This is a genomic window from Nocardia pseudovaccinii (assembly GCF_050942345.1).
In the GTDB taxonomy this organism is placed as follows: Bacteria; Actinomycetota; Actinomycetes; order Mycobacteriales; family Mycobacteriaceae; genus Nocardia; species Nocardia pseudovaccinii.
In genome coordinates this window covers 3,046,024-3,072,748 of record NZ_CP192074.1, presented here as the reverse complement: position 1 = coordinate 3,072,748, position 26,725 = coordinate 3,046,024, and the positions used below count along the sequence as shown (strand labels likewise).

At 65.3% G+C, this 26,725-nt stretch carries 28 protein-coding genes; 10 read left to right on the top strand and 18 right to left on the bottom strand.

Translation table 11 applies throughout. The features are described from left to right. Positions 1–11: 11 nt before the first annotated feature. Complete coding sequence (locus ACQPZ2_RS13680; RefSeq protein WP_433525866.1) at positions 12–365, top strand: DUF1707 SHOCT-like domain-containing protein; 354 nt, start codon at positions 12–14, stop codon at positions 363–365. A 9-nt stretch (positions 366–374) separates the two neighbouring features. Here ACQPZ2_RS13680 and ACQPZ2_RS13675 read toward each other — a convergent pair whose 3' ends face one another. Both ACQPZ2_RS13675 and ACQPZ2_RS13670 read right to left on the bottom strand, forming a co-directional pair. Further along, positions 375–2,588: a tetratricopeptide repeat protein gene (locus tag ACQPZ2_RS13675; RefSeq protein WP_433525865.1), complete on the bottom strand. Its 2,214-nt coding sequence runs from the start codon at positions 2,586–2,588 to the stop codon at positions 375–377. A 407-nt stretch (positions 2,589–2,995) separates the two neighbouring features. Then, entirely contained in the window at positions 2,996–4,525 is a 1,530-nt protein-coding gene (locus ACQPZ2_RS13670; RefSeq protein ID WP_433525864.1) for an amino acid permease, read from the bottom strand. A 198-nt stretch (positions 4,526–4,723) separates the two neighbouring features. Between ACQPZ2_RS13670 and ACQPZ2_RS13665 the strand changes: the two genes are divergently transcribed. After that, positions 4,724–5,794, top strand: coding sequence for an SPFH domain-containing protein (locus tag ACQPZ2_RS13665; RefSeq protein WP_433525863.1), 1,071 nt, complete (start codon positions 4,724–4,726; stop codon positions 5,792–5,794). Between the two features lie 160 nt (positions 5,795–5,954). Here the strand turns inward: ACQPZ2_RS13665 and ACQPZ2_RS13660 are convergent, their stop codons facing one another. The 6 genes from ACQPZ2_RS13660 to ACQPZ2_RS13635 all read right to left on the bottom strand — a co-directional run bounded on the left by ACQPZ2_RS13660 (position 5,955) and on the right by ACQPZ2_RS13635 (position 7,849). Continuing rightward, positions 5,955–6,224, bottom strand: a complete 270-nt coding sequence (locus tag ACQPZ2_RS13660; RefSeq protein WP_433525862.1) for a Txe/YoeB family addiction module toxin — start codon at positions 6,222–6,224, stop codon at positions 5,955–5,957. After that, the gene (locus ACQPZ2_RS13655) at positions 6,221–6,496 is read right to left on the bottom strand and encodes a type II toxin-antitoxin system Phd/YefM family antitoxin (RefSeq protein WP_433525861.1); all 276 of its coding nucleotides are present in this window, start codon (positions 6,494–6,496) and stop codon (positions 6,221–6,223) included. The genes ACQPZ2_RS13660 and ACQPZ2_RS13655 overlap by 4 nt, the downstream gene beginning before the upstream one ends. A 256-nt stretch (positions 6,497–6,752) precedes the next feature. Continuing rightward, positions 6,753–7,049 carry a hypothetical protein gene (locus tag ACQPZ2_RS13650; protein ID WP_433525860.1) on the bottom strand — a complete coding sequence of 99 codons (297 nt, stop codon included), beginning with the start codon at positions 7,047–7,049 and terminating at the stop codon, positions 6,753–6,755. Between the two features lie 2 nt (positions 7,050–7,051). Next, entirely contained in the window at positions 7,052–7,330 is a 279-nt protein-coding gene (locus tag ACQPZ2_RS13645) for a hypothetical protein (RefSeq protein WP_433525859.1), read from the bottom strand. A gap of 4 nt (positions 7,331–7,334) precedes the next feature. Further along, positions 7,335–7,631: a WXG100 family type VII secretion target gene (locus tag ACQPZ2_RS13640; protein WP_433525858.1), complete on the bottom strand. Its 297-nt coding sequence runs from the start codon at positions 7,629–7,631 to the stop codon at positions 7,335–7,337. Next, the gene (locus ACQPZ2_RS13635; protein WP_433525857.1) at positions 7,628–7,849 is read right to left on the bottom strand and encodes a type VII secretion target; all 222 of its coding nucleotides are present in this window, start codon (positions 7,847–7,849) and stop codon (positions 7,628–7,630) included. Before ACQPZ2_RS13635 ends, ACQPZ2_RS13640 begins: the two co-directional genes overlap by 4 nt. Positions 7,850–7,969: 120 nt before the next feature. Between ACQPZ2_RS13635 and ACQPZ2_RS13630 the strand changes: the two genes are divergently transcribed. Both ACQPZ2_RS13630 and ACQPZ2_RS13625 read left to right on the top strand, forming a co-directional pair. Then, positions 7,970–8,587 carry a DUF3558 domain-containing protein gene (locus tag ACQPZ2_RS13630; protein WP_433525856.1) on the top strand — a complete coding sequence of 206 codons (618 nt, stop codon included), beginning with the start codon at positions 7,970–7,972 and terminating at the stop codon, positions 8,585–8,587. 28 nt (positions 8,588–8,615) lie between these two features. Continuing rightward, entirely contained in the window at positions 8,616–9,089 is a 474-nt protein-coding gene (locus ACQPZ2_RS13625; RefSeq protein ID WP_433525855.1) for a hypothetical protein, read from the top strand. A gap of 169 nt (positions 9,090–9,258) precedes the next feature. Here the strand turns inward: ACQPZ2_RS13625 and ACQPZ2_RS13620 are convergent, their stop codons facing one another. Then, complete coding sequence (locus tag ACQPZ2_RS13620) at positions 9,259–9,453, bottom strand: DUF397 domain-containing protein (RefSeq protein WP_433525854.1); 195 nt, start codon at positions 9,451–9,453, stop codon at positions 9,259–9,261. Beyond that, positions 9,450–10,334, bottom strand: a complete 885-nt coding sequence (locus tag ACQPZ2_RS13615) for a Scr1 family TA system antitoxin-like transcriptional regulator (protein ID WP_433525853.1) — start codon at positions 10,332–10,334, stop codon at positions 9,450–9,452. The genes ACQPZ2_RS13620 and ACQPZ2_RS13615 overlap by 4 nt, the downstream gene beginning before the upstream one ends. A gap of 208 nt (positions 10,335–10,542) precedes the next feature. Here ACQPZ2_RS13615 and ACQPZ2_RS13610 point away from each other — a divergent pair, with 208 nt between their 5' ends. From ACQPZ2_RS13610 to ACQPZ2_RS13585, 6 genes are all read left to right on the top strand, one after another. Further along, positions 10,543–10,926 carry a hypothetical protein gene (locus ACQPZ2_RS13610; RefSeq protein ID WP_433525852.1) on the top strand — a complete coding sequence of 128 codons (384 nt, stop codon included), beginning with the start codon at positions 10,543–10,545 and terminating at the stop codon, positions 10,924–10,926. After that, complete coding sequence (locus tag ACQPZ2_RS13605) at positions 10,923–11,261, top strand: hypothetical protein (RefSeq protein ID WP_433525851.1); 339 nt, start codon at positions 10,923–10,925, stop codon at positions 11,259–11,261. The genes ACQPZ2_RS13610 and ACQPZ2_RS13605 overlap by 4 nt, the downstream gene beginning before the upstream one ends. Before the next feature lie 6 nt (positions 11,262–11,267). Next, complete coding sequence (locus tag ACQPZ2_RS13600; RefSeq protein WP_433525850.1) at positions 11,268–11,603, top strand: hypothetical protein; 336 nt, start codon at positions 11,268–11,270, stop codon at positions 11,601–11,603. Positions 11,604–11,754: 151 nt separating this feature from the next. Continuing rightward, positions 11,755–12,483, top strand: coding sequence for an ESX secretion-associated protein EspG (locus tag ACQPZ2_RS13595; RefSeq protein ID WP_433525849.1), 729 nt, complete (start codon positions 11,755–11,757; stop codon positions 12,481–12,483). A 141-nt stretch (positions 12,484–12,624) separates the two neighbouring features. Further along, positions 12,625–12,888 carry a type II toxin-antitoxin system Phd/YefM family antitoxin gene (locus ACQPZ2_RS13590; RefSeq protein WP_433525848.1) on the top strand — a complete coding sequence of 88 codons (264 nt, stop codon included), beginning with the start codon at positions 12,625–12,627 and terminating at the stop codon, positions 12,886–12,888. Continuing rightward, positions 12,885–13,151, top strand: a complete 267-nt coding sequence (locus tag ACQPZ2_RS13585; RefSeq protein WP_433525847.1) for a type II toxin-antitoxin system RelE family toxin — start codon at positions 12,885–12,887, stop codon at positions 13,149–13,151. The genes ACQPZ2_RS13590 and ACQPZ2_RS13585 overlap by 4 nt, the downstream gene beginning before the upstream one ends. Positions 13,152–13,349: 198 nt before the next feature. Here ACQPZ2_RS13585 and ACQPZ2_RS13580 read toward each other — a convergent pair whose 3' ends face one another. From ACQPZ2_RS13580 to ACQPZ2_RS13545, 8 genes are all read right to left on the bottom strand, one after another. Beyond that, positions 13,350–18,257 carry an NAD-glutamate dehydrogenase gene (locus ACQPZ2_RS13580; protein WP_433525846.1) on the bottom strand — a complete coding sequence of 1,636 codons (4,908 nt, stop codon included), beginning with the start codon at positions 18,255–18,257 and terminating at the stop codon, positions 13,350–13,352. A gap of 158 nt (positions 18,258–18,415) precedes the next feature. After that, positions 18,416–19,126 carry a hypothetical protein gene (locus ACQPZ2_RS13575; protein ID WP_433525845.1) on the bottom strand — a complete coding sequence of 237 codons (711 nt, stop codon included), beginning with the start codon at positions 19,124–19,126 and terminating at the stop codon, positions 18,416–18,418. Positions 19,127–19,161: 35 nt separating this feature from the next. Beyond that, on the bottom strand, positions 19,162–20,205 hold the full coding sequence (locus ACQPZ2_RS13570; RefSeq protein ID WP_433525844.1) for a discoidin domain-containing protein: 1,044 nt from the start codon (positions 20,203–20,205) through the stop codon (positions 19,162–19,164). A gap of 71 nt (positions 20,206–20,276) precedes the next feature. Then, positions 20,277–20,507 carry a helix-turn-helix domain-containing protein gene (locus tag ACQPZ2_RS13565; protein WP_364488406.1) on the bottom strand — a complete coding sequence of 77 codons (231 nt, stop codon included), beginning with the start codon at positions 20,505–20,507 and terminating at the stop codon, positions 20,277–20,279. 122 nt (positions 20,508–20,629) lie between these two features. After that, a complete protein-coding gene (eccE, locus tag ACQPZ2_RS13560) occupies positions 20,630–22,363 on the bottom strand; it encodes a type VII secretion protein EccE (protein WP_433525843.1) in 1,734 nt (577 codons plus the stop codon). Then, positions 22,360–23,718 carry a type VII secretion-associated serine protease mycosin gene (mycP, locus tag ACQPZ2_RS13555; RefSeq protein ID WP_433525842.1) on the bottom strand — a complete coding sequence of 453 codons (1,359 nt, stop codon included), beginning with the start codon at positions 23,716–23,718 and terminating at the stop codon, positions 22,360–22,362. The genes eccE and mycP overlap by 4 nt, the downstream gene beginning before the upstream one ends. After that, positions 23,718–25,256 (bottom strand): type VII secretion integral membrane protein EccD, encoded by a 1,539-nt coding sequence (eccD, locus tag ACQPZ2_RS13550; protein WP_433525841.1) that lies wholly within the window; start codon positions 25,254–25,256, stop codon positions 23,718–23,720. Before eccD ends, mycP begins: the two co-directional genes overlap by 1 nt. Further along, positions 25,253–26,641 (bottom strand): AAA family ATPase, encoded by a 1,389-nt coding sequence (locus ACQPZ2_RS13545; protein WP_433525840.1) that lies wholly within the window; start codon positions 26,639–26,641, stop codon positions 25,253–25,255. Before ACQPZ2_RS13545 ends, eccD begins: the two co-directional genes overlap by 4 nt. Positions 26,642–26,725: the final 84 nt, after the last annotated feature.

Sequence of the window (26,725 nt, the reverse complement as noted above, 5' to 3'; positions counted from 1 at the left end):
ATCCTTCGGATATGACCGAGGCGCAGGCTTCTCGAATTACCGTGGCGGAGCGGGAACGGGCGCTGGAACAACTGTCGCACCATCTCGGCACCGGGCGACTGAGCCTGACCGAGTTCGACGAACGCAGTGCCATTGCCGCGGCGGCGACCACCAAAGGACAATTAGCGGAATTGTTCGTGGACCTGCCGGGTGCCACACCCGCCGCGCCCCAGGTACACCCCGACAATCCACTGCGACAGCTCTCGACGGTCGCCGCGGTGATCGCGATCATCGCGGTCGTACTCGCCGTCGCAACGGGGAACTGGCTGTGGCTGCTGGCCGGCACCGGCATCGTCGCCGTATGGGTGGTCGAGCGGCTGCGCTGAGCGGCCGCCCTACCACCTCGTGTGCGGCCGGACGTAGTTCGCCAGATCGACCAAGCGGTAGCGATGCCAGCGATCCGGCGCGGTCCGGGCCAGCGCGCGCAGACTCGTCTCCAGCCCGAGCCGCAACCCCGCGTGCGTGAGCGGAAACCCCAGGATGGTCTGACTCGATTTCCGTGGTCGGCCGCCGACGCGCAACCACTCCATCGCCGCACCGACCACGATGACCTGCAGTTGCAAGGTGCGAGCATCATCCGGCAGCGCCTCGAGCCGCGCCGCGGCGGCACAGATATCCGCCTCGGTGATATCGGCGATCGGCCGCGAGACCAGTAGCAGGCAGCCGGTGGTATGCGCGACGCCGTGATGGCGGGAGGCGGCGGGCACCTGATCGAGCACCGCGACGGCCTCCAGCAGTTCCCCATCGGCCGCGAGCCGCCGGGCCAGACCGAAGGCCGCACTCACCACACCGTGGTTGGTTCGCCACACCGCCCGATAGTGCTCCATCGCGGCACGGTGCCAGCGCTCGGTATCGGCCGGAATATCGAGATGCTGCAGGACGAGTTCCGCCGTTGCCGCCAGCGCCAGCTCCGGGCCGATTTCACCGGGCAGCATCGCGTGCACGATATCGAAATGCTGCCAGGCCCGGTCATAGTGCCCGTCGAGCAACGCGGCGACACCCTCGTACCACTCGATGCGCCAGTCGGCGCCGTAGTTGGGTCGCAGGCCCGCGAGCTGTTGGCGGGCCGTGGCCGTCTCCCCCAGGTCGAGGTAGGCGCGCACCGCCGTGAGCGGCCCCTCCAATTCGAAGGATTCCGGTGCGACGATCGTGCCGGAGCGGATGCGTTCATGGGCGCGGCGCAGGGCATCCAGCGCATGCCTCGGCTCTCCGTGCAGCAGACTGGACAGCAGTTCGACGCTCGGATCCTCGCTATCGATCAAGGGGGTCGGCAGCGCCGCCACGACATCGCCGACACTGAGCATGGGCATGCGGGTCACGCCGTCGGTGATCCCGTCGGTCTGGCCGATGAGCGTGTCGGTGCCGAAATCGTCGCGCATGGCGCTCAATTCAACCGATGGCTGCGGATGTTCCAGGCCGGTATCGATCGCGAGCACCATCCGCAGCGCGCCGGCCAGCTGACAGTACATCGAATACGCGGACGGGAACCGGCGCTCCGGCTCCGGATCGGTGGCGCGCAACAGAATTCGGTACAGGCACTGATAGCGCGCCAGCAGCGGATCCTCATCGGGTTCGGGAATACCGCCGAGAAAGTGACCGTCGCGGTCCCTCGGCAGATTCAGCGCAAGGGCCGCCAGGGTCCGGCCGACGGTGTAGATATCCGATACCACGGTGGGCCCCGTTTCGGTGATCTCGGGCGCCTGGAAGCCGGGCGTGCCGTAGATGCTGCCGTAGGAGTCCATTGCCGCGACCGCACCCAGATCGATGAGCTTGACCTCGTGCTCACTCACCATGATGTTGTCGGGCTTCAGATCGTTATAGGCCAATCCGAAGGAATGCAGATAGTCCAGCGCGGGCAGAATTTCCATTATGTAGGCAATGGCCTCGACGACTGGAATGCGCTCCTTGCCCCGCGTGTCGAGTAGCTTCTTCAGCGATTGGCCGCCGACGTATTCCATGACGATATAGCCATCCGGAATATCACGCGCGGACCGATGCTTGACGAAGTTGTAAATCTTCACAACGCCCGGGTGGGCAACTTCGGAAAGAAATTGCCGTTCGGCCAGGGCGACCACATGCGCCTCGAAGTCGAGCGGGTTCTGCAATCCCTTCAGCACGACCCAGCGATCGCTCACATTGCGGTCGACGGCCAGATAGATCCAACCGAGGCCGCCGTGGGCCAGCGAACCCTGGACCTCGTACTGGTCGGCCACCAGTTCGCCCGGCTGGAGCGCGGGCCGGAAGTTGAACGGTGATCCACAGCGGCTGCATTCGCCGACGACTTCACCGGGTCCGGCCGCACTGCGGCGGCCCACCGGTTCCTGACACTTCCAACAGAACCGTTTCAGCTCCGGCACTTCGGGATTCGGGAGTATGGCACTGCGCGGGTCGACGGGCGCCACCCGCGGCATCGGCACCAACCCGGCGCCGAGCCGGCGCACGCTCGGGCGCGAGCGGCCACTGCGCCCGGAACCGGGCTCGTCGTCCTCGTCGAGTCCGACGATCGGACCGGAAACCGGCTCCGAGGTATCCGTGATCGGCTGGGTCATGCTCGCCTCGACCGGCGAACCCCGCGACCCGAGGCCTGGGAGTGGGAAGCGTTGCGACGGTATGCCCTCGATAGTGCGCGGGCGTGACCACGGGTGCGGAAGACGTTGGGACGGCTCGACTTTCGACATGCCCCGGGTTGCCCAGGGGAGCGGAGTTCGCCGCGGCACTTCGGTGCCGCGCATCCGCCGATTCGCCCATGGGTGCGGCAGCGGATTCTCGGAGGGCGTGCCTTGCTCCGGCATGGGAACCTTTCGAGCCTGTTGAATCGGGGTCCCATTCTCTTCCGCCATCCGCCGCCGTGCTTCTACCCTGTTCCCCCCTATGGGAATAGCTCCGCCCCGGACATGTTGCCCGGGGCGGAGATCCCGTAGCGACTGCTTGCAGGTCGCTCGAAATGATCTGCTTACTACTCCTCGTCGGGCTTGTCGAGAACGACGACCGGCTCACTCTCGCGGCGCGGCCGCTCGGCCAGCACCGGGAACTGACCGGTGATGCCCTCACGCTCCTGCGCCACCTGCAGCACCCGCTTGCGAGCCAGGAACCAGCCGCCGACGAATGCCGGAACCACGACCACCGCCATGGCGATCACAGCACCGCGCTGCTCGACTTCATGGCTGCATGCCATCAGCACGATCACCGTGACCAGGAACGCCAGGGTGGCGTAGCTGGTGTAGGGCGCACCGATCAGCCGGAACGACGGCCGTTCGATCAGCCCCTTCTTCGACCAACGGAACAGCTGCAGCTGGCAGACCACGATCGCACCCCAGGCTGCGATGGTGCCGAGAGCGGACATGTTGAGCACGATCTCGAACGCCTTGTCCGGCACCATCGCATTGAGTCCGACACCGACCAGTGCGATCGCGCCGGTGGCGAGGATGCCGACGTAAGGCACACCGCCGCTGGACATCCGCGAGGCGATCTTCGGCGCGCTGCCGTTCATCGACATCGAGCGCAGGATGCGGCCGGTCGAGTACAGGCCCGCGTTGAGGCTGGAGAACGCCGCGGTCAGCACCACCAGGTTCATGATCGAACCCGCACCGCCGACACCGAGCTTGGAGAAGAAGGTGACGAACGGGCTTTCACCGGCCTTGAAGACGACGTAGGGCAGCAGCAGTCCGAGCAGCACCAGCGAACCGACGTAGAACAGACCGATGCGGGCGATGACCGAATTGATGGCCCGCGGCATGATCTTTTCCGGGTTCTCCGCCTCACCGGCGGCCGTACCGATCAATTCCACTGCGGCATAGGCGAATACGACACCGGTGGTGACGGTGACCAAGGGCAACAAACCGGTCGGGAACAGGCCGCCGTTATCGGAGAGCACGGTGAAACCGGTAGTCTCGCCGTCGACCTTGAATCGGCCCGCCAGGAAGATGGTGCCGACGATCAGGAAGGCGACCAGCGCGACAACCTTGATCAGCGCGGCCCAAAACTCCAGTTCACCGAACCACTTCACCGAGATCAGGTTGATGCTGACCACGATGGCGAGCGCCACCAGCGCGATCAACCACTGCGGTATCGCCTCGGTCGCTCCCCAGAAATGGACATAGGTGGCGATCGCGGTGATGTCTACGATGCCGGTCATGCACCAGTGGAAGAAGTACATCCACCCGACCGCGAAAGCCAGCTTCTCGCCGTAGAACTCACGCGCGTAGGAGACGAACGAGCCGGAGGACGGACGATGCAGCACCAGCTCGCCCAGCGCCCGCAGTATGAAGAATACGAAGATGCCGCATACCGCGTACACGAGGAACAATCCGGGACCGGCAGTGTGCAACCGACCACCGGCACCCAGGAACAGTCCGGTTCCGATCGCGCCCCCGATCGCGATCATCTGCAGCTGGCGCGGGCGCAACGCCTTGTGATAGCCCGCATCCTCTGCGTGCAGACCATCCGCGGGCGCCGGCACTTCCGCGGAGTGTTGAACGGTTGTCATGGTGGTGCCTTTCACGTGACGGCGATCATATCGCTGCTTAATGTAACGCTATTCAACGGCACGTTCAATAGCGAGTCAAGACTTGTAACCGCGCGGAAACGTTGGGGCGCCGCTCTACCTACCGTGACCTCGGCGTTAGTTGATCGTACCGCTGAACATCGGTACGCTGGATACGTTTACGGCTGATGGAGCGCGAGCATGGCATGGTTCGAACGGGAGTTCATCGCGGTCCCTGAGGGCCGCAAGAATCAACTGATCTACAAGTGGCCGGATGTCAACATCCGTCGCTACAGCCGTGCCATTGTCAATGCCGACGAGATCGCCCTGTTCGTCAAGTCCGGGCAGGTGGTGGCCGCGATGGGGCCCGGTCGGCATCGGATCGACGCCGACGAGCTGCCGGTCCTCGGCGCACTCGTGGATACGTTGACCGGCAACAACTTCTATCGCGCCGAACTGTATTTCGTCTCCACCCGCGAGTTTCCCGGCATCAAGTTCGGCGGCCGCCTGGCCGATATCGCCGATCCGGTCAGCGAGCAGGTCGTGACGCTGCGGGTCTTCGGGGAATTCGCACTGTCGGTGCGAGATCCGGCCGAACTGGTCACCTCGCTGGCGGGCACCACCGACCTGAGCGTCCCGGCCACGGTAGAGTCCTGGAGCTCGGACTTGCTGCTGAAGGCGATGAAAATTGCTGTCACACAGGGCATTTCCCGGGGCGACTGGCCCGTACTCGGGCTGTCCGGACAGTTGGAGCCGATCGAGGCCGCCGTAGTGCGCCAGACCAATCTGACGCTATACGAATACGGCCTGCGCATCCCACGCCTGGGCAACTTCGACATCACCCTGGCCCCCGAGGACGCGGACCGTATCAAGCGACTTGCCAAGGATGTCACCTATATTCGTCTGGCTGGAGACTTCCAGCGCTACGCGGCAGGCGAAATGGCGCTCGGCGCGGGCCAAGGCTTCGCCAACGGCCATGGCCATGGCGGCGACGGATTCCTCGGCGCCGCACTGGGTTTGAACGCGATCCAACAGCAGGCGCCGACCAATCCATGGCAGCGGCAGGCGATTCCAGCTGCCGCACAACCGATTCCGTCTGGCACACCGCCGGTGTGCACCAGCTGCGGAACCGACAACCCCGCGAACGCGCGATTCTGCATGAACTGCGGTGGCCCGTTGGCGCCCCGCCCGCGCCACTGCACCGAATGCGGCACGGACCTGACCGCGGCAGCCAAGTTCTGCGGAAGTTGCGGCACCGCCGCCGCGAGCTGACCTGTGCTCGAATAATCCGCCCCGCTGAAACCCGGTCGCCGCTGAGAAACGTATTCACCATCGCGCATACCCGCGGCGCTGCCGCGCGTGAGACTCAGGGCGACACACCAGTTCGAAACCAGAAGCTAGGCACACGTCTTGATCAGGCCCTGTCCCGCGATCAATCGTCGTAGTGGCCTCGGCACATGATGATGTTCACACTGTCGTCGTCGGCGCGATAGACGATCCGGTGCTCGCTGTCGATCCGCCGCGACCACCAACCAGAAAGATTGGCGCGCAACGGTTCCGGCTTGCCAATACCCTCGGCGTTGCCATTGCGCCGAATATCTTCTATCAGAAGATTAATGCGCCGCAACATCTTTCGGTCTTCGCGCTGCCAGTAGAGATAATCGTCCCAACCGTTGGAGTTGAACCGAACTTTGAGACTCACTCGTCGCCGCCCGCATCCTCGGACGGTACATCGATCAGCTCATGGACCTCGGTACGCCCCGCGTCGAAGTCGGCGACGCCTTCAGCCAACCTGCGTGCCGTGGCCGGATTCGACAACAAGTAGTTCGTCTCCTTCAGTGCCGAATACTCGGCCAATGAGATCACGACCGCAGCGGGCTTGCCGCCGCTTCGCGTGATGATCACCTCGTCGTGGTCCTCGGTGGCCGCGTCCAAGACGGCGGCGAAGTTGGCGCGTGCGTCACTGGCATGCATGGCCCGCATAGGATGCCCTTTCGATCAGATCTTGCCGGTACCGATCAGTGTATCGAATCCCGTACAGAATTGCGTACGTGGCGCGATTCCACCGAGGGCGGCGCTGCACCTCGACCAAGACAAGAATGTCTGTGACCGGCACGGATCCATGTCCTTTACCAGCTTCGAATCGCAGCTCGGAGTACTGGCTCTGGGTCGTGACCGTGCAGCTTCGTCGCGAGGGCGAGGCGTAGGAGAGACGCAGCCTGGGTGAATATCACAGGCGACTCCGGCACTTCGGCTGATCATCACTGTCGAGCATTTCGAACGCCGCGACTCGCACCTCGGTCAGCGTCGTCGAGCCGTTGCTGACGACGAACTCAGCCCCGAGCAGTGCACGTGGCGCGATACCACCGAGGCGGCGCTGCACCTCGACCAAGACACGAACATCACGATCAACGCCAAGATCAACCGTCGCTGGACTTGCGAAGGTGAGTACATGCGACGCCGAGTACATGGCGTCTTTGTCATCCTCGTCGATGGCAGCGATTCCGTGCCCGACGACATCGATCATCATCATTGCTGCGGCAATCCGTTCATTTTGCGCCACCACGGGCCGAATTCCGGGTATGCATTGCAGAGGGGGGCGGCGAGAGTGACTATGTCGCAGGCATTCCGGTCATATGCGGTCGTCCACGGCTCGGACTTCTCGTGATCCCCAGCCATACCGCCGCAGCCATGGACGGGAGTGCGTTGCAGCGGGCCCAACGCAAACGAGATGTCGCTGGCCAGGGACTGGCATTTCTCAGCGGCATCGAAGTACATGCCGGAGTCGATGACCCAGGTGTCACCCACGGGTTTATTCGCCCCGCGGCATCTGCTTGTTGACGTCGGCCGCGGTGCTGTACCGCGTGTGCGCCTTGCGGGCGGCGTCACTCATCTCACGGACGCCATCGGCGAACTCGCGCGCTCCTGTCATCCACTGCTGGTGTGCTTCGGAATATTGCTGGGCTGCAACGCTTTCCCAGCCGATTCCGGTATGCGCGGCCACTTCGTCATCGATGTCGTCGAGATGATCGTTGATGAAATCGGCGAGGCCGGACAACCGGGCCACGATGTGGTCCAGGTCTTCGAGATCGACCGAGAACTCGCTCATGGCAATCGAAAGCGGACATCGCACCAGCCATCGGCGAACTCCGCTGCCAGACGACCGGTCCAACTGCCGTTGGCCACCGTATCCACGTCCGTGGCGGCGGAATCCAATGCCGTGCGCAGTTTCTCAGCCAATTCGTAGACATACTTTCCGACGTCGCGCACCTGCTCGGGCACCACCGAGAGCCGGTTGCCCGAAGCTGGAGTCCCCCCGTCGCTCACGCTAACGGACGCTACCGACCACGAATGCCGGTGTCGAACACGAGACATCCGCGGCTTGTAGGCGGATCAGCCTGCCGGTACGGTCGAACCAACTGAACAGGGGCGGGAGCCGTTCCAGGCATGATCGATGCCGTCGACACCGCTGGTGACCAGGAGGAACGCATGATCAGCAGGGGGAGCACACTGCTCGGCACTGTGTTGGCGGTTGGTGCTGTTGTCCTGTTGCCGGGGTGTGGGTCGTCGACTGGTGGAGACGCGAAACCGGTCACCACTTCCACGAGTGCGGAAGCGTCGCTGGCAGCCGACGCGCCTAATGGCTATGCGCCTTGCAACGACGTCCCGCAAAGTGTGCTGGACTCGGAGAAGCTGGGTATGAAGATTGTCGCTAATAACGACGCCAGCGGTGGCGTAGCGTGGCGTGGGTGTCGATGGGTAAGGCCGAATGGATATTCGGTCAGCATCCGAACGACGAATCTCACCGTGGACCTCGTCCGGAGTCGCAACTTCCCGGAGGCAACCGAATTCACGATCAACGGTAGGCGTGCGATATCGACCCGCCAGTTCGATGGCCCTTTCGTCAAGGAAGCTTGCACCGTGGATGTGGAGATGAAAGGCGGCAGTCTCGAGTTCAATCTGAACAACCCGCCATCGAATCGCGACACCGGCAGCATGGACTCGTGCGTGCTCGCTCGTGAGTTGGCGGAGAAGGTCGTGCCCAGCCTGCCCGCCACCGCCTGACTGATCCACGGAATATGGGAGGGGACGTATGGCAAACGACGACAAGACTCCAGCGAGCCCACTGGCGAATCTCATCACCGAGGCCCGTGAGGGCCGAATCACCATTCGGATGGATCTCGAGAAGTTCGTCTACATCGACCGCGACTGCGAGTACTTCAAAAGCGTCATCCGGTTGATTCAAGGAACGATGACTGACATCTCTAACCAGGAGAAATGGGGTGTCGGTGAGGGTTTCCCGAAGGATGGGGACCGAGACCTGATCTCCGCCAAGACGATGGTCAAGCGATGGAGAGAGAAGTCCCAAGGCTCGGAGAACAGCGTTTACGCGGTGATGGAATCGCACTACAAGGTCATCGAAGACTTCCAAACCCTCTTCCGCACCGTCCGCGAACGCATCACCGGCGTCGACACCGAGCAGGCCGCGAAATACCAAGACCTGGAAGCGAATCTGCCGCACCAGGCACCCGCCCAAGCCAAGATCTTCTCCTGGCCAGGACTGTAGGTTTCCGACCTCGCACACCCTCGGTGCTGTCGCACATCGACTCTCCGCGCAACACTCCGATGCGAAAACCAGAAGCTTTGCGCGAGTTTCGATTTGACCGAGATTTAGACAGCAGACGGCCCCATCATGACGTCGGACTTGTCAGGATGGGGCCGTTGCGGTGCCAGGCTCAGGCGCGGCGGTCGAACTCTCCGTCCGTTACGCCTGCGGTGAAGGCATCCCATTCGCCGGGCGTGAAGACCAACGCCGGGCCGTTCGGGTTCTTGCTGTCGCGCATTCCGACCATCCCGTGGTCGAGGAAGGCGACTTCGACGCATTCCCCGGTCTGGGTGCTGTAGCTGCTCTTGAACCACTCGGTGTTCACCGAGGTAACTCCTTCACGATCTTTGACAAGTAAGCACGGGTCTTGGCCGCGCTCAACGTGGACCGCTCTATGTCGGCCCATGAGTGACGATACCGGGCGACCTGTTCAGGCTTCTCGAAGTACACGGCGCTCCCGACGCCAGCTTCGATGTACACGACCGGGGGTTCTGGTTCGAGGTCAGCCGTCCCAGCAAATTCGAGGATAATGAAGGGGCCCGCCTCGGTACCGCGATAGATGCCTACCTCGAAGGGCACAAGCCGAACGCTGACATTGGACAACGCAGAGACTTCGATGATGCGTCGCACCTGACCGGCGGCGAGTTCCGGTGCACCGAGCGGTCGACGGATCACACTCTCGTCGAGGATCACATCCAACTTCGGCTTGGCTTCGGTGAGAACGGCTTGTCGGTGCATCCGGACCTGGACATGGCGTTCGATCTCGTCGGGCGTCAGGTCAGGGCTGGTGCGAAGCAGGGCCCGGGCGTAGTCCTCGGTTTGCAGCAGACCGGGGATGCGGGCGCTCTGGTACATCATGAGGGCACTGGCAGTTCCCTCGAGGGCGATGTATGTGCTCAGCTTGTCCGTCGAATCCGTGTCACTGAAGGCATGCCACCAGCCCCGAGCCGATTCCGCCTCTGCGGCAAGAGTTTTCACGTTCGCCCTGGTCTCCGGTGTCGCATGGTAGATATCGCAGAGTTTGTCGACGTAGATCGGCTTGAGCTTGCACGGCTGCCCCTTGAGCATCTTCGTCACCGTGACGTGATGCAGGTTGACCTGTTCCGCCACATCTTTGATGTAAAGCCCGGACTCTCGATGCAGCTTGGACAGGATGCGCGCCACCTGCCGACGAGGAACCGATGGGGCGGCGGGCTGTGCGGGCATGCGATGACCTCCTTGGCTTGACCAGGTAAAACTCTCGTCCGCCACCAGGCTACTACGTTTTTTCGAAGTGAATAATCTTGCCAATAGAGATTGTGAACTTCCCTCCATGGGTGTGAGCTGAACATGCGCTTCGAGAGTGCACCAATCGCTCACGGCAAGGCTCCGAACGCCCCATCGACCACACCACCAACCAGGTTCTGGGGGAACCATGACACCCAACCAAAGCATCGAGTCGCCGCAGACGATCATTGCGGGCGACAAACCGAAAGCCATTGGCTTCGTTCGCAATGACGTCTCCGGCATGCATGCCCCACGCCACGCCTTGGAAGTGCAACGGCACGCGAACACCCTCGGGTATCAACACGTGTACACGGTCCGCCCACCTGCCGATGTCGACGACCCGATCGCTTATGCGCTCGGTATAGCGGCCGGGCTCGACGTGCGGGTGATAGTTGTCTTCGACCTCGGTCACGTCGATTGTCGGCCAGCGTTGATCTGCGATAAAGGGTTCGACCTGGAAACCGTTTGCCCGCAAGGCACTTGGGCGCGTTCGGCTCAGGGCTTGCCCGGCGTCGATAAGGGGGCAGCGTGATCAACGTGGATGCTCTGGTCAGTCCGCCGACCATCTGCGGCTTCGCCGAGGTCGAGTTGGCGCACGCGCAGATGCGGCAACACCGTGCGTGCCGGATATCGCGGTGCGCGTGGAAGCGGGTCGCGTACTACACGCTCGTGCGGCACGGCCGGATCGTGCCACCGAGGCTGAGCCCGCGCGAACGCGCCCGGTTGCGCGGCATCGACTTCCCTATCGACACCGACCGCGCCCTCTCCGAGGGAATACCCGAACTTCGAACACTGCACCAAGTACTCGACGGGCTCGCCCAACCGGCGCTACCGCCGACCTCCCCCGGCAACGGCGTCGAGAAGTGAACGGCTATGGGGCCGTGGCAAATAGTGCACAGCATCCTCGCGGTCGTCGGGGGCGGGGCATTCGCGATGGTCGGGGTGGCGTGCGTGTGGCCGATCAACCAGCCACGCCGCGCCCGGCCCGCCACACGGCGCTGCCGATTACGTCCGGTCGAATGGCCGAAAGCGTGGACGTGCGGCCCTCCCGAGCAACCGTTCACCCTCGCCGACGCCCACATCGCGATGCAATTGCACCGCGAGCACGACTGCGACCGCAAGCACGCGGCATTCGATGCGCTGGTCGCGGCCGGGCGCATCCACCCCGATTCGGCACGGCGACATCGGCTCTGGGGCAAACCCTGGTGAACCAGCGCGAAAGGCGTCATAACTCGCGAACGGGATTCGATTGCCGCAGCACAACGACAGCCGACATCGCACCCAGCACCCAGCACCCAGCACCCAGCACCCAGCACCCAGCACCCAGCACCCAGCACCCAGCACCGATTGGATCGGCCAAATGACCGAATGGACTTGGGAACCAGACGATTTCGCGGCACTGTGGTTCAACCCCATTAATGAACGCTTCCCCAATCCGCTCCGCTTCACCAGTCGCTTCGCCCACCGCGACGATTTCGATGCCCACCGGGCCACCATGCGCGAGCGCTACTCCCCCGACGAATTCGAAAAAATCCAACTCGCCCTACATACCCTGATCACCTCGACCATCCGCATCCAAATCTTCGGCGGCACAACCCGACACGAGAACCCCAACGGCGGTGTCCGCCTCTACCGCGTCGTCGGCGCGCGCACCGACCAGCACGCGATGTCGCTGGCCCAAGCCACCTTCGGTAATACCGACGGCCCGATTCGCTGCCATCTGTTCCCCACCGATCACCTCCCGGCACAACTCGCCGATTGCCTTCCACCCTGCAACCCCGGCACCCAACCGCAGAGCAGTTGCCACCCCGACAACGGCACCCCGCACGAACACGTTCAGCGCCTTCTGCACCGGCCCGCCGACGGCGGCGGGTCCGCTCTGCTCTACACGGGTCCCGTCGAGAAACCGAACACGCCCCTCGCCGCCGTCCAATGGCACGACATCACCGATGACGGCCGCTACACCGAACTCCACGACCAGCACATCACCGTCCAACCGACCACCCCCACCGACCTCGCCGCCCACTTCAGCACCTGGATCGCCCACGCCATCCAATCCCGACTCGAATCCGAACAGGACCGCATATAGGCCCGAGATGCTCCCGCGCACGGCATATTCCACGATTCCGCGCGCGGTGCAACAGAACACACTCGGCACCCCACGGATCGACGAGAGTACCGATTACACCGTCATCTCCGGCAGTGTACACAGGCGGTGTACACTGCGTATATGACCGAGCATGTGACCGTCCGCGAACTTCGTGCCGGACTAGCCAAAACCCTGGATGCGGCGGAGCACGGTGAGACCACCATCGTCACCCGCGACGGCCATCCCGTCGCCGCCCTGGTCCCTGTGAGCATGCTCCAAGCCCTGGAAAACTGGGAAGACGAACAGCTCGCCGACATCGCCAAGCACCGCTACCAGCAGTACAGGGGCGAGGGAGGGATCAACCTCACCGAGATGTTCGCTGAAATCCTGGACGAACCTAAGTGAAGTACAGATTCGAGTTCACCCCGGAAGCACAACAGGACATCCGCAACATTCCCAACACGGACGCCATCCGGCTACTTCAGAAGCTCGCACAATTGGGTGATGATCCTTACGCCCCGAACAATGCGGTCAAACCGATGGCGGGCGAATACGCCGACTTCTATCGGCTCCGATGCGGTGACTATCGTGCCATCTATCGGATAGAGAACAATCGGTTGATGATCCTGGTTGTCGCCGCTGGCGGCAGGGACATCATCTACCGGTAAAGAACACTCGCTCGGATAGCCGCTCGCGCAATCGATGTCGAGCTCTCGAGCGGTCCCGTCATCCCGACGAACACCGGGACCCACTGCGGAGGGGTGGGTCCCGATGTTCGCGGGGATGACGGAAACATTCGCCAAACCCTTTGTCTATCAGCGCAGTCTCGGCGGACGTTCGCCGAGACTGCGCGGATACGCGGCTGGCTAGCTCGAAACAGGTGCTGCCGCAGCGGATTCCCCGCTGCTGACCATGCTGCGCACCTGCCGTGCGGCCACCGAGAGCGTCGCCAGGTCGTGGGTGCCCGCGGCGAAGATTTCGCCGAGTGAGGCACCGGCGCGCGCCAGGCGGGGGCGGTTGACCGATTCCCATTCGGCGATCTTGTCGGCGGTGCTCTCATCCGGTTCGGATGCGGTCAGCACGTCCAGGGTCAGCGAGCGCAGCGAATCGTAGAGGTCGTCGCGGACCGCGAGCCGGGCCAGCGTGCGCCACCGGTCATCGCGCGCGAGGTTGCTCACCGCGGTCAGCAGGCGCTCGATCTGGAAGTGATCGTCGAGCGCGTAGTAGAGCTCGGCGACCTCCTGTGCCTCCCGCTCGGCGATATCGGCCACGTCGACAATGTCCAGCAGGGGGAACATGTGGATCAGACGGAACACCTCCTGCGCCAATTCCGCCGGTGCGCCCCGCTCGACAGCCGACCGCGCATGCGTGGCCAGATCCTCGGCGTGGGCCGCGGGGAGCCGGGACGGCCGCATGTGCTCGGCGAGCTTGCGGACGCCGTCGCGGTAGCGGGCGATATCGGCGCCGATGGCGATCGGTTGCGGGCGGCTGGTCAGCAGCCAGCGGGATACGCGATCGAGGGTGCGCCTGGTCTCCCGCTCGAGTTCGTCACGCGCGGCCGTCGGCATCGGCGTGGTGCGAATACGTTGCCAGAGCGTGTGCAGGTCGAAGATCTCCACGGCGACGGTGAAGGCGCGCACCGCGTCATCAGTGCTCGCACCCGCCTCCTCCGCCAGGCGGAACGCATAGGTGATGCCGCCGTGGTCCACCATGTCGTTGACCACCATGGTGGCCACGATCTGACGGCGCAACGGGTGCCTGCCGATCGCGTCGGCGAACCGCGCGCGCAGCGGCGCGGGGAAGTACGCCAGCAGCGCCGAGTTGAATGCCGCGTTATCCGGCAGATCCCCGGCCAGCAGGTCGTCCTTGAGCGAAAGCTTCACGTGGGCGAGCAGATTCGCCAGCTCCGGCGAAGTGAGCCCGCGCTCGGCCGCGGCACGCCTTTTCAGCTCGGCATCCGAGGGCAGTGCCTCGAGCCGCCGATCGACACCGCGCCGGAATTCGAGATCGGCGATCAATCGCCGGTGCACGCCCGACATCGGCACCGCTTGCGCGCGCGAGAGCCCCATCCGGAAGTTCTGCGAAATATTGTCGCGCAGAACGAGTTCGGATACCTCGTCGGTCATCGCGGCGAGCAGCTGAGTGCGATCGGCGGCGGCGAGTTCGCCAGCGGAGATGACCGCGTCCAGCAGCACCTTGATATTGACCTCGTGGTCCGAGCAATCGACACCTGCCGAATTGTCCAGCGCGTCGGTGTTCATCCGGCCGCCGTTGGCGCAGTATTCGACGCGGCCGAGCGCCGTCGCACCCAAGTTGCCGCCCTCACCGATCACCTTGGCGCGCAACTGGTTCGCATCGACACGCACCGCATCGTTGGACTTGTCACCGGCGTCGGCGTTGGTCTCGGTGGAGGCCTTGATGTAGGTGCCGATACCGCCGTTCCAGAACAGATCGACCGGTGCGAGCAGAATCGCCCGGATCATCTCCGGCGGGGACAGGGTGGTCACGCTCGGATCCAAGTCCAGTGCCGCGCGTATTTCCGGGCTGACCGGAACAGCCTTGGCGGACCGATCGTAGACGCCGCCGCCCGCGCTGATCAGTGACTTGTCGTAGTCGGCCCAGGACGAGCGTGGCAGTGCGAACATCCGCTGCCGTTCCCGGAACGACTTCGCCGCATCGGGATTCGGATCCAGGAAGATGTGCCGGTGGTCGAACGCGGCTACCAGGCGAATGTGCTCGGACAGCAGCATGCCGTTGCCGAAGACATCGCCGCTCATATCGCCGACTCCGGCGACGGTGAAATCGGTTGTCTGCGTGTCGATATCCATCTCGGCGAAGTGCCGTTTGACGCTCTCCCACGCACCCTTGGCGGTAATGCCCATCGCCTTGTGGTCGTAACCGACCGAACCACCCGAGGCGAAGGCGTCACCCAGCCAGAAACCATATTGGCGCGCAACATCATTGGCGATATCGGAGAAGGTGGCGGTGCCCTTGTCCGCGGCGACGACGAGGTAGGTGTCGTCGCTGTCGCGGCGCACCACCCGCTCCGGTGGCAGCACCTCGCCGGAGGCGTGGTCGACGTTATCGGTCACATCCAGCAGACCGGAGATGAAGGTGCGGTAGCACGCGATGCCCTCGGTCAACTGCGCCTGCCGATCGACGGTCGGATCACCGGTCGCCGTCGGCGGCTGCTTCACCACGAAACCGCCCTTGGCACCCACCGGCACGATGACCGCGTTCTTCACCGCCTGCGCCTTCACCAAGCCCAGGACCTCGGTGCGGAAATCCTCCAGACGGTCCGACCAGCGCAACCCGCCACGCGCCACCGGACCGAAGCGCAGATGCACACCCTCGACCCGCGGCGAATACACGAAAATCTCGAATTGCGGCCTCGGCCGGGGCAATTCGGCAATGGCGTGCGGATCGAACTTGAACGACAACGATTCCGGCGCATTGCCGTCGGCGTCGAGCCGGAAGTAGTTGGTGCGCAGTGTCGCGGTGATCAGTCCGAGCACGGCGCGCAGGATGCGGTCGGTGTCGAGGCTGACGACCGCATCGATCTCCGCCTGCAACCGCTCCGCGATACCGGCGGCCCGAGCCGAGGCGACGGCGCCGACGCCGTCGGGATCGAAGTAGGCCTCGAACAGCTCGGTGAACAGCCGCGCCATCGCGGGCTGCGCCAACAGGACCCGGGAGATATTGCCGAGGGTGTAGGCGAATCCCGCCTGCTGCAGATACTTCGCGTAGGCGCGCAATATCGAGATCTGCCGCCAATGCAGACCGGCCCGCAGCACCAGTTCGTTCAGGGCGTCGACCTCCGCACGGCCGAACCACATGGCCGCCACCGCCTCCGGGAACCGCCTGCGCACACTGCCTTCGGCGATGGGCTCGTCGGCGGACCGAGTCAGATCGGCTTCGAGATCGGCGTCGATCGCGGTGCGCAGCAGCGTGGCGGGCACGCGCAGCCCGAAGTCGTAGATCCACTTCTGCTGCCCGTCCTCGAGCGCGACACGATACGGCCGCTCATCGACCACTTCCACGCCGAGGCTGTGCAACACCGGCAGCACCCGGCTCAACGACACCCCCTCGCCCGCGACGTAGAGCGTGAATCGCCATTCGCCCGAGGGCGATTCGGCATTGCGGTACAGATTCGTATCGATCGCGCCGTCGGCAAGGTTTTCCAAACGCTGCAGGTCGGCCAGCGCGCGGGCCGGTTCGAACTCCTGCTGGTAGCTCGCCGGGAATGCGGCCGCATAGGCGGTGGCGACCTTCGAGGTCACCGCGCTCACTCCGGTGGCCTCGGCGACCACACGGTCGGCCCAGGTCCGGGTGGTCGCGAACAGCAACTCCTGAACGCGCTCGCGGTTGGACTCGGAGACATCGGCCGGATCGGCATCCGGACGGCGGTGCACGGTGAAATAGACCACGGCCAACTCGGATTCGCTCGCACGCGCCGAGTACGCCACCTGTTCTCCGTCGAACTGGTCGCGGAGAATGGCCTCCATGCGCAACCGGACCTCGGTCGAATAGCGGTCGCGCGGCAGATAAACCAGGCAGTACACGGCGCCGCTGCGCCCGTCGCGCCGGATGAACAGCCGGACCTGCCTACGCAGTCCCAAATTCGTTACAGCGGAGACGGTTTCGAACAGCCGCCGGGCATCGGTGGAGAACAGCTCGACCCGTGGGAAGGACTGCAGGATCTCCAGCATCGCCTGCCCGGAGAACGAATTCAGTTCGAAACCGGCCCATTCGATGACCTGGTGCACGCGACGGGAGATGACCGGAATGTCGAGGATGTTCTCGTGCAGTCCGGTCACCGTGAAGGAACCGACGAATACGTGCTCCCCCTGCACCGGGCCCAACGCCTTGGCCGCCCCGCCGCCGCTGCCGTAATCGGCCACGCTGACGAAGTAGAGCTCGCCCGACCCGGGCATCAGGGAATCGACCGAACCGTTGGCCAGGCGCAGCACCGGACGCGAGCCGCCGAGGACCGGGACGTCGATATCGATATCCGATCCGTTCCACAGCACGCCGAGCCCGGTGCCGGGGGCTTGCTGCGGCTCGCTCGCGGCGGCCGCGGAACCATGCCGGTAGTACCCGTAGCCGAGCACCGTGAAGTGGCCATCGGCCAACCAGCGCAACAACTTCGCGCATTCGGGAATCTCGGGATCATCGGACCGGTTCGCGATGTGGTCGAGCCGACCGGCCAGTGCGACCATCGCATTCGTCATGCTCGGCGTATCGTCGACGACCTTGCGCAACACTCGCAGCAGAGCAGGCAGTTCGCGATTGATCCGGTCCAACTCCGCGGCACCGACCGAGGAGCTCAGCTGCACGTGGATCCAGGACTCGGGCAGGGTGTGACTGTCGGGCACCTGTCCGCCCTCGCGCTCGCGGGGGGCGATCGCGCGCAGCCGACCGCGGCGGTCGCGGACGATATCGAAGACGGGGTGCACGACCTCGGTCACCGTGGCCCCGAGCCGGCGCAGCGCGGTGGTCACCGTGTCCACCAGCAGTGGCATGTCGTCGTTGACGATCTGGATCGCCGCGCCGAGACCGCTGCCGTCCTCGGGGCGGTATACCCGGGTGATCGCCACTCCCGGCAGGCGGGTCGCCGCCAACTCCAGGTGGTGGCGGAAGATCTGTTCGGCCCGATCGGTGATCGTCGGCGCGGTGGCGCCCGGCTGGATCCAACGGAAGTAGGCCGCCTCGAGATCGGTTGGATCATCGCGGAACCGCTTGAAAGAAATCGTCTGCTGGGTGGGTGCCGCCATCGACCCGTGCCTTCCCGAGATTTTGAGACCGTTGTGTACGGTTCCCATACGTTACCTGTTTAATGTGCCGTTGTATAGCGGTACGTTAGATGCGTAACAAGCATGGACCGGTCGATCGGTCCAGGTCAAGCGTCATAGATCAACTCGGGACCGGCGGCTCACCGCGCCAGACCCGATCGCGTCAGGAAGGTCTGCGCACCGGCACGGCCGGTGAACGACCCCGTTTCGATCCGCACGCCGGATGCGGTGTTCGCGTACCACACCGTTGCCGACGGTCCGATCGCCACGAAGACCGGACCGTCCGCGATCACCGTGCCGCCCGCCGCGCGCCAGCGGGAGATGTTGGCGGGCAAGCGATCCGGCGAATCCACTGTCACCGATAGCGACAGTTCCCGCCCACCGGTGATACCGCCCGCGAGTAGCGGACTACCGGCCAGAATGACACATTGCTCGGCCGCGGTGGAGATTTGCTGACAGGACGCGGCCGTGCGCACCGTTTCCGGCAGGGCCCCGGAGGCACCGACCGAGGCACCGAGATCGGGCATCGACGGAACCAGCGGCCCCGAACACGAGTGCACGATCGCGAAGACGAAGCCGAGCAAGGTCGCCACGATCCCGGCGATGGCGGCGCGCCATTGCCAGTGCTGCGGATATCGCTGGACGAACTTTTCCACACCGGACGCGATAGGCTTTTCCACACCGGCAGCGACGGATTCGGCACCCGCTACGACGCTCGCGGCACCCGCTACGGCCTTCTCGGTATCGCCGACGACACTCTCCCCCGCTCTCGCGGCCGCACCGGTCGCGGCCGCCAGGCGGTGCAGCGGCGCGCCGCAATGCCCGCACCGGGATTCCGTGCCCGCACTCACATGCGAGCAGTACTGACAGACCCGTTCGGCGAAAGTCAATGTCCCGTAATCACAATCGATGAGATGGCGACGGCATTGATCGTCTGATCGCCCTTCGATTGCAGGACCGTGAGAGTTATTTTCGTGGCACTCACCGGCGGCTCCATCTTCGTGACCACCAGGGTGCGCTGATCCAACGTCTGCTGGGTATAGGTGGTCTTGTTCGAATCGTCGAACTGGTACGAAACCCGGCTGACCGTACGGAATTTCGTCCACTGGTCCGAACCGTCGGTACCGACGCCGTCCCAGCCGGGGACGATGCCGATCGAATCGACCTGATAGGTCTTGCCGAGATCAATGGTCAGCACCTGTCCGTCGACCTTGAAGGCGCGCACGCACGACCAGGCCTTGCCCTGCTGCCCGGTGAAGGCATCCATACCCGGCGTACTACCCGAAGGGCAGTGCGACTGTGCGCCTTTCACCGTCAGGGGTCCGCCGCTGACCGGGACCGCGCTCGACTCCGGCTTGGCCGACGCGGTCGCGGTCGAGGTGACGACCGCGAGTTGCTGCGGTCGCTTCGTCTCTTCCTTGCCGCCGGTGGTCATCAGCGCGAGCACCAGCAACACCGCCATCACGGCGCAGACCGCCAGGGCCACCTTCGGGTTCTTCAGGTGGGTGACGACCTTGGTGACCCGCTCGGAGAACTCCGGCTGGCGCGCGGACGATCCCCGGTTCCCGGCACCACCGGACGCGGACTCGGACTCGGCCGGTGCCGTCCGGCTGGCGGCCTCCGAGAAATCCGACGAAAAGTCCATTGCCGGTGCGGAATCCGACGTCTGGCCGTTCAGCAGCGCGATGATGCGTTCACTGGCCTTGGGCCCGTCGGCCGAGGATCGACGAGCGGCCGCCTCGACCGGCATAGCGCCGATCGCATTCGACAGATCATCCAGGGCATCGGTCGGCTCACCGGTCAACGGCCCGCTGAGTGTCGATGTGTCGGTCTCCGCACCGGCATCGCCGAACGACGGATCGGACAGCAGTGCGTCCAAGACCGCGGTTCGATTGCGGAGAATCACATCCCCAGAGTCCTCGGCGGGCATAATCCGGATCGTATCCAGGCCGGACGGCGCACCCGAGGAAGGCTATTCCCGCTGGAGGGAACAGCCGTTGGTCAGCGCTGCTTCTCCTCGGTGACGAAATATTCTGGCGGAACATCGAATACGCGAGCCAGCGCGATGATCAGATCGAGCCGCGGAATCGCGTCACCGTGGATCAGCCGATACAGGCCGGATTGGGAAACCGGGACATCCGGATATGCCAATTCCAAATGCTGCGCCAACGAGTACAGCGTCAAACCGCGCGTCGACCCGTCTTCGGTCGAAACCACCGATTCCGCGATCAATTCCGATAGTCGACTGGAAAAGATCGAAGCCGCGGCTTGCCTTGGGGTAAGCGCATCCTCGCCATCCTGGGAGGAAATCTGGCCGCTATCCGACTGGGGGTCCGCTACCACACCGACAAACATTACCGCCTCGATTCGTCCGTCATCGCCGCCCCCGGTTGCGGAACCGCTGTCGGCTGTGCGGGCATATTTCCGTTGCCGTTGCGCGCGGGTGGACCGATCGAGGGGTCGTAGTACCTGGTCTCGCCGCGTGGCTCGATCAGATCGACGCGGACCGTGCGCATCGGAATACTGACATCGACCGCGGTGGCACTGACCTGATTGATGGCCAGATCCACCGACCGGCGCCGCGGGGTGCCCGGTTCGCTGATGGTGACGGTCGTATGGGCCGCCGACACCTGCGGTGGCACCTGGTCGAAGACCGCGATGGTCGCGGGCGGCGTGGCCGAATCCGCATCCGGATTGACTTCCCGGCCATCGGTGGCCAGTCGCAACGAATTGGGATCGCCGACCGCGGATACCAGCTGCGACCACCGATCCGGGCGGGCCGAGTGAACCTCGACATCCGCGCCGACGACCATCGCCCGCAGCACGATCTGTTGTGCCACCGGCAGGTTCGCGTGCACATCGATAGTGCGCCTGCGCGGGTTGTAGCGCGCCGGATCGAATAGCGGCAGCGCCAGGGTATGCCGCGGCTGTCCACTGATCGCGCCGAGAATCTGGCCGTTGGGACCGATGGTGACGGCGAGATCGAGCAGTTCGCCGGGCGTGATCTCGATGCCGGGTTCGTCGACCGTCAGGTCGTGCACCGACGTGCCGGTCGGCAGGGTCGCCAGCAGCGCCGTCGATTGCCGTCCGCCGAGCGGACGCAGGAATCCGGGCGGTTCGCTGGTCGCCGCGGGCCCCACACAGCGGACCAGGCCGCGTGAGCCGAGCGCACCGCCCGCCAGACTCACCACGACGGTGGTCCGGCCCCGGTTCCACGACCAGCAGTCATCGAGTCCGGTGTCGTCGAGCTGGGTCCAATCGATGAGGAAGCTGGTCACCAGCCGACCCGGCGCCGAGGATTCCAGATGGCCCCACCTCTCCCGCAGGTCGGACAGTTCGACACCGGCATGCAGCAACCGGGTCGCGTCGCGCAGTGCGTCCGCGGGCAGCGCGTGGGCGGCGATGCCGCGCTCACGCAGCCTGCCCGCGATCCGGTGCGCCGCGGAAGCCAAGGCCTTGGGCGCCGCCACCTCGACCGGACCGCGCCGGGACAGCGCGGACAGGTTGCGTTCCTGGTCCAGGCGCACGACCAGCCAGGTCACCCGGCTGCCGACTACCGGATGGGAACCGATGAGCTGGTCGTAGAGCATGCTGTAGCTGCTGGCCGGACGAACGCGCTGACCAGTGGTCACGATATCGATATCGACGGCGATGCCGAACTGATCGCGCAGCGGCAGCAGCGCGCCGACCGGCACCACATCCTCGGTGTAGAGGCTCTTCTCGGAAATGACCGTCGGCAGATCCAGATTCGGTGCCAGCTGGATCATCGCGACCAGCGTCGAGCCCGCCTCGTGCACACCGCACACCCCGGCTGCCACCTCGACATCACGCAGCGTCAGCCGTTCGGCGCGCTCGCGTGCCCTGGCCTCGAGGCCGAACCGATACGCACCCCAGTCCAGCAGCCAGCGCGCCGTGGTACGGCCGTTGATCCGCACAACCACGGTGACCAGCAATGCGGTCACCACCGCGGGCCCGACCCACAGCGGGACCCGCGCCCAAAGACCAACCAGCACAAAGCTACTGCCGATCACCACCGCGGCGACCGGTCCGCGTTCGAGACCGCCGGCTCGAATGCTCGGAAAGCTCACCGACGTCTCCCGATCACCTTGTTCGCATAACTCGCGCCCAGACCGAATACGACGGCCGCCGCGATGATGATCGTAGCCACGACCGCGGGGCGGCGGTCCCGCGCGCGCGGCGGATCCGGCATGACCAGAGTCGACGATCGGAACAGCCCGGCGGGCGGCTGGGGCGGTGTGCGAAAGCTCAGCGCCGCAAGGGGATCGATCACACCCGCGCCGACGGTATTGTCGATGCCGCGGGCCGGAGCATGTGCACTCGCCTGCAGCCGCGCGCTGATCTCACCGGGGGTCTCATTCGGAAAACGCGACCGCAGCAGCGCGGCAGCACCACTGACATACGCCGCGGCGAAGGACGCGCCGCCGACCGGTACCAGCTTGTCGGGCGAGCCGACGCCATTGATCAGCCCGCCGCCGCCCGGACCGAGCGATTCGATGCCGGTACCCGGCGCGGCTAGCGAAACCCATGGCCCGGATAGCGAATCCGCCATCGGCGCACCGGTCGCGGTGGTGAAACCGACCGTCAGCACGTCGGGTGCGAACCACCCGGGCGCGGAAATGGTCTTCACCTGTTTCCAGTTCCGGGAATCGAGCGGCTTGGCCGGATCGATCGCCGGGTTCTGCTCACAGCCCGAGGTACCGGTATTGCCCGCACCGGCCACGATGAGCGCACCGCGAATGTGTACCGCATACCCGATGGCCGCCGACAGGATCGACTGATCGACCTTGGCATCCACCGGCACGCAGACCGGCAATGCCACGGTGATGACCCCGGCCCCGAGATTCGCCGCATGGGTGATGGCGCGGGCCACGGTCCGGATCTCGAGCGAAAGCTGTTGATTCGCATCGCTATTGGCGTTGTTCTCCGGGCTGAACGCACCCGAGCGGACGCGGATGGAGATCAGCTGCGCATCAGGGGCCACGCCGATGAAACCGTCGCTGGTACTCGCCGATGCCCCGATGATGCCCGCGATCAACGTGCCGTGCGCATCGCAGTCCGACAGCCCGTCGCCGCCGGTCGCGACATAGTCGCCACCGCCGACCAGGTTCGGCAGCCGCGCCCCCGGCGATACGCCCGTATCGATCACCGCGACGGTGACGCCACTGCCACGGCTCAACGCCCGCGCGCGCGGCAGATCCAGCGCCCGCTCCGGCGGCGGCGCCTGGGACAGATCACTGTCGGGCAGCACACCCGCGGCCAGGCAACCCTTGTCCTGTTTGGTCGGTGCCTCCGGTCCGGGCGGACCATCCGCGGGCGGTGTACCGACCACCACCTGCGGTGGTTCCAGCGCACTCGCGGGCGCGGCGCCGATGGCCAGCGCCACCGCGGCCAACCCGACGGCCGCGGCCTTGCCGATCCGCATCAGATCGCTCGCATCGCCGTGTAGATGCCCATGATCCAGAACGCGATGACGGGAACGATCAGGATCAGCGCGTATTCGACGAGGTCGATGATCCGCCGGGTGACCGGCGAGAGCCGCCGTCCCGGCAACCGGATCGCAGCGAAGCACCCGGCGACACCGGCCAGCGCGACCACCAACGCGACCAGCAGCCGTGCGAACGCCGTGTCATAGGCCCCGACCAGCACGAAACCGACGCCGACCACCGTCACAGCTGCGGCTGTGAGCAGGGCGATGGCCTGCACCAGGTCCGGATACCAGCGCGCCCGCATAGCCAGCAGCCCGGCGACAGCGGCGGCCATGACGATCTCCCGGATACCGCCCGGACTCGCCGCAGCCGACAGCACGGCCGATACCGACAGCAGTACCGATATCGCCGCGATCAATCCACGCAGACTCGTCACCGCCAGCCGCGCGCGGCCCTCGATCCCGTGGCCGAGTTGTTCGCGGTGCAGTTCGGCATCATCATGCTCCGGCTCCGCATCCCTGGCGGCCTCGGCATCGAAGATGTCGGTCAGGCTCGTCGGGGCCACATCGGTGCCGGGGTCCGGCAGGTCGGGCGGGCGGATCCGGGCGGCCACCACCGCCAACCTGGGGGCCGAGGTCAGCAGCACCAGCCCGACGAATACAGCGCCACCAGTGACCTGCCGCACCGAAATATCGAGATAGGTCACCGGCAGCACCGTGGCGGTGACCACGACACCGAGCACCGTGACCGCCATCAAGGTGGCGATGCCGAGTCGGGTCAAGCGCAGCATGGTCGCCGCCGCGATGGCGGCCACCACCGAACCAGCGGCCACATTCGCCGCGGCGAAGGCACCAGGCGCGCCGTAGGCCGGTGGCACCAGCATCGCGCCACCGGCGAACAGCAGCGGAAGCGCGCTCAGGGCCAGGCCGAGGCAGATCCGCGCCGCGGCCCTACGACGACCGGCGGCCAGCGCGGCGCCCCAGCAGATCGCGCCGAGCAACAGGGCGGGCAGGCTACACCACAGGATCGAAGCGCTCTCGGTCCACGACCACGACAGCAGGCCCGCCACCGCGGCCGAGCCGACGCCGAGCGCACTCAGGCCGACGATCGCCGCGGTCTCGGCGTTGAATTCGGCGAATTCGCGCTCATTGATCATGGCGAGCGCATCGGTGATGTCCTCGACGACCGGTGTGAACACCTCCGCCGATTCGACCGGCGACAGCATGAGCACGGTGCCGTCGACGACATCGTGATCGGCGAGGCTGCGCCAGCGCGGCATCGGCGGTTCGCCGGGACGGCCCAGGCTCCACTGCCCGCTCGGCGGCGTGAAGTCGACGGTGTCGTCACCGATGGCGCGGGCCAGCACGCCGAGCAGATCATCGATGAATGTCTCGATCGTGAACTTGGTCGGTACGACCACGTCTACCTGGTAGGACGCGACCATGACCGCGATCCGGGCGCGCGCGACCTCCGCGGACGGCTGCGGTGCCGACGGTGAGGGCGCAGGTGGCGGCGGCGCGATAGCAGTGCTCATCGCCACTCTCCGCGATCCTGGGACGGGCGCTGGGTCTGGTAGCCGTCGAAGCCGTCGGCCAGTGCCGCGGCCAGTTCCTCGAACGCGAGCAGGGTTTCGGAATCGAGCAATCGCAGATCGATCGGCCCACCCTCGGCCAGGTGCGCGTCATAGGGCACCACGGCCGTCGGCCGCTGCGCCGTCGCGAACAACTTCTCGATCTGGTCGACCTCGACGGTCGGCTTGGTCGGATGATGGTGCATGATCGCGACGATCGACTTGGCGATCAAATGCTGCATGCCGTGCGAGTTCAGCCAATTGAGGGTGGCAACCGCACCCTTGACACCGCCGACCGTGGCCGGGGTGGCCACCACGACCGCATCGCTGGTCTGCAGTACGGTGCTCGTCGCCGAATCCAGCACACCCGTACCGCAATCCACCAGCACCAGGTTGTAGTGCCTGCGCAGGATCTCTACCGCCATCGAGTACTCCCGGCCCGAAAGCGCCTCGGTGGCTTCGGTATTCCAGGGCGAGGCGATGACCGCGAGATCGGCGTCATTGATCGAGGTGAACGAATGCACTGCGGAAAATGCTTCGAGATTCGACGAACGCACCAGATCACGCAGGGTCAGGCCGTACGGATGCGGGCTCGTGCGGGTCGGCAGATCGCCGAAGTCCGGATTCGCGTCGACGGCCACTACCCGGTCGGGACGCAGATGTGCGAACGTCGAACCGAGGGTCGCCGCGAGAGTCGTCCGGCCGACGCCGCCCTTCACACTGATCACCGCGATCTGATACGGGGCGGTGAGCTGTCGGCGAATCCGGCCGCGCCGGTCTTGCTTACGTTGCTCGGCCGGTGACAGGCCCAGATTGAAGCCGACCTTGTTCAGCGCGCCGCGCATGCCGCTGGTGGACTTCAGCTGCGCACGCCGGGCTGCCGCGATATCCGAGAGCAGATCCGCCGATGTCAGCGCGGGCAGCACCTCGACACGCTCGGACGGATCATGAGACGCCTGCTGGATACGGTCGGGCAACCACGACGCGGGTTGCTCCGCGGCTCTCGGAGGTTCCGCACTCGCGGCGGATTGCCAAGGCACACCGGCAGTTTGGGCAGACTGTGTGGATTGCCATGCCGCACTGGATGTTTCGGTCGGCGCAGCCTGGGCCGGATACGACGGCGGCGGGGTCGCGGCGGTAGGCGGTTCGACGAAGGCCTGCGGCTGCGGCGCGACGGCAGGGGATGGACTCGGCACGGGCGGTGGGCCGACCACGGACGCGGCAGCGCTACTCGCCTGCGGCGGTTGCGCAGCGGATACCGGAGTACCGGCACCTTCCGACGCGATGGTCTGGCTCGGCGGCTGCGGTGGGGCTCCGATCACGGGCTCACCACCATCGAAATGCGGCACGGGCGGAACCGTACCGCCTGGAACGCGATCCGCCCCAGTGGAAGGCACAGGGGCCGCCGATGCACCGGCCGCGCTCGCGCCCGC

Coding starts and splice junctions, on each gene's coding strand:
- ACQPZ2_RS13680 (WP_433525866.1), top strand. CDS start 12: ATGACCGAGGCGCAGGCTTCTCGAATTACCGTGGCGGAGCGGGAACGG.
- ACQPZ2_RS13675 (WP_433525865.1), bottom strand. CDS start 2,588: ATGACCCAGCCGATCACGGATACCTCGGAGCCGGTTTCCGGTCCGATC.
- ACQPZ2_RS13670 (WP_433525864.1), bottom strand. CDS start 4,525: ATGACAACCGTTCAACACTCCGCGGAAGTGCCGGCGCCCGCGGATGGT.
- ACQPZ2_RS13665 (WP_433525863.1), top strand. CDS start 4,724: ATGGCATGGTTCGAACGGGAGTTCATCGCGGTCCCTGAGGGCCGCAAG.
- ACQPZ2_RS13655 (WP_433525861.1), bottom strand. CDS start 6,496: ATGCATGCCAGTGACGCACGCGCCAACTTCGCCGCCGTCTTGGACGCG.
- ACQPZ2_RS13650 (WP_433525860.1), bottom strand. CDS start 7,049: ATGATCGATGTCGTCGGGCACGGAATCGCTGCCATCGACGAGGATGAC.
- ACQPZ2_RS13640 (WP_433525858.1), bottom strand. CDS start 7,631: ATGAGCGAGTTCTCGGTCGATCTCGAAGACCTGGACCACATCGTGGCC.
- ACQPZ2_RS13630 (WP_433525856.1), top strand. CDS start 7,970: ATGATCGATGCCGTCGACACCGCTGGTGACCAGGAGGAACGCATGATC.
- ACQPZ2_RS13625 (WP_433525855.1), top strand. CDS start 8,616: ATGGCAAACGACGACAAGACTCCAGCGAGCCCACTGGCGAATCTCATC.
- ACQPZ2_RS13615 (WP_433525853.1), bottom strand. CDS start 10,334: ATGCCCGCACAGCCCGCCGCCCCATCGGTTCCTCGTCGGCAGGTGGCG.
- ACQPZ2_RS13610 (WP_433525852.1), top strand. CDS start 10,543: ATGACACCCAACCAAAGCATCGAGTCGCCGCAGACGATCATTGCGGGC.
- ACQPZ2_RS13600 (WP_433525850.1), top strand. CDS start 11,268: ATGGGGCCGTGGCAAATAGTGCACAGCATCCTCGCGGTCGTCGGGGGC.
- ACQPZ2_RS13595 (WP_433525849.1), top strand. CDS start 11,755: ATGACCGAATGGACTTGGGAACCAGACGATTTCGCGGCACTGTGGTTC.
- ACQPZ2_RS13590 (WP_433525848.1), top strand. CDS start 12,625: ATGACCGAGCATGTGACCGTCCGCGAACTTCGTGCCGGACTAGCCAAA.
- ACQPZ2_RS13580 (WP_433525846.1), bottom strand. CDS start 18,257: ATGGCGGCACCCACCCAGCAGACGATTTCTTTCAAGCGGTTCCGCGAT.
- ACQPZ2_RS13570 (WP_433525844.1), bottom strand. CDS start 20,205: ATGCCCGCCGAGGACTCTGGGGATGTGATTCTCCGCAATCGAACCGCG.
- mycP (WP_433525842.1), bottom strand. CDS start 23,718: ATGCGGATCGGCAAGGCCGCGGCCGTCGGGTTGGCCGCGGTGGCGCTG.
- eccD (WP_433525841.1), bottom strand. CDS start 25,256: ATGAGCACTGCTATCGCGCCGCCGCCACCTGCGCCCTCACCGTCGGCA.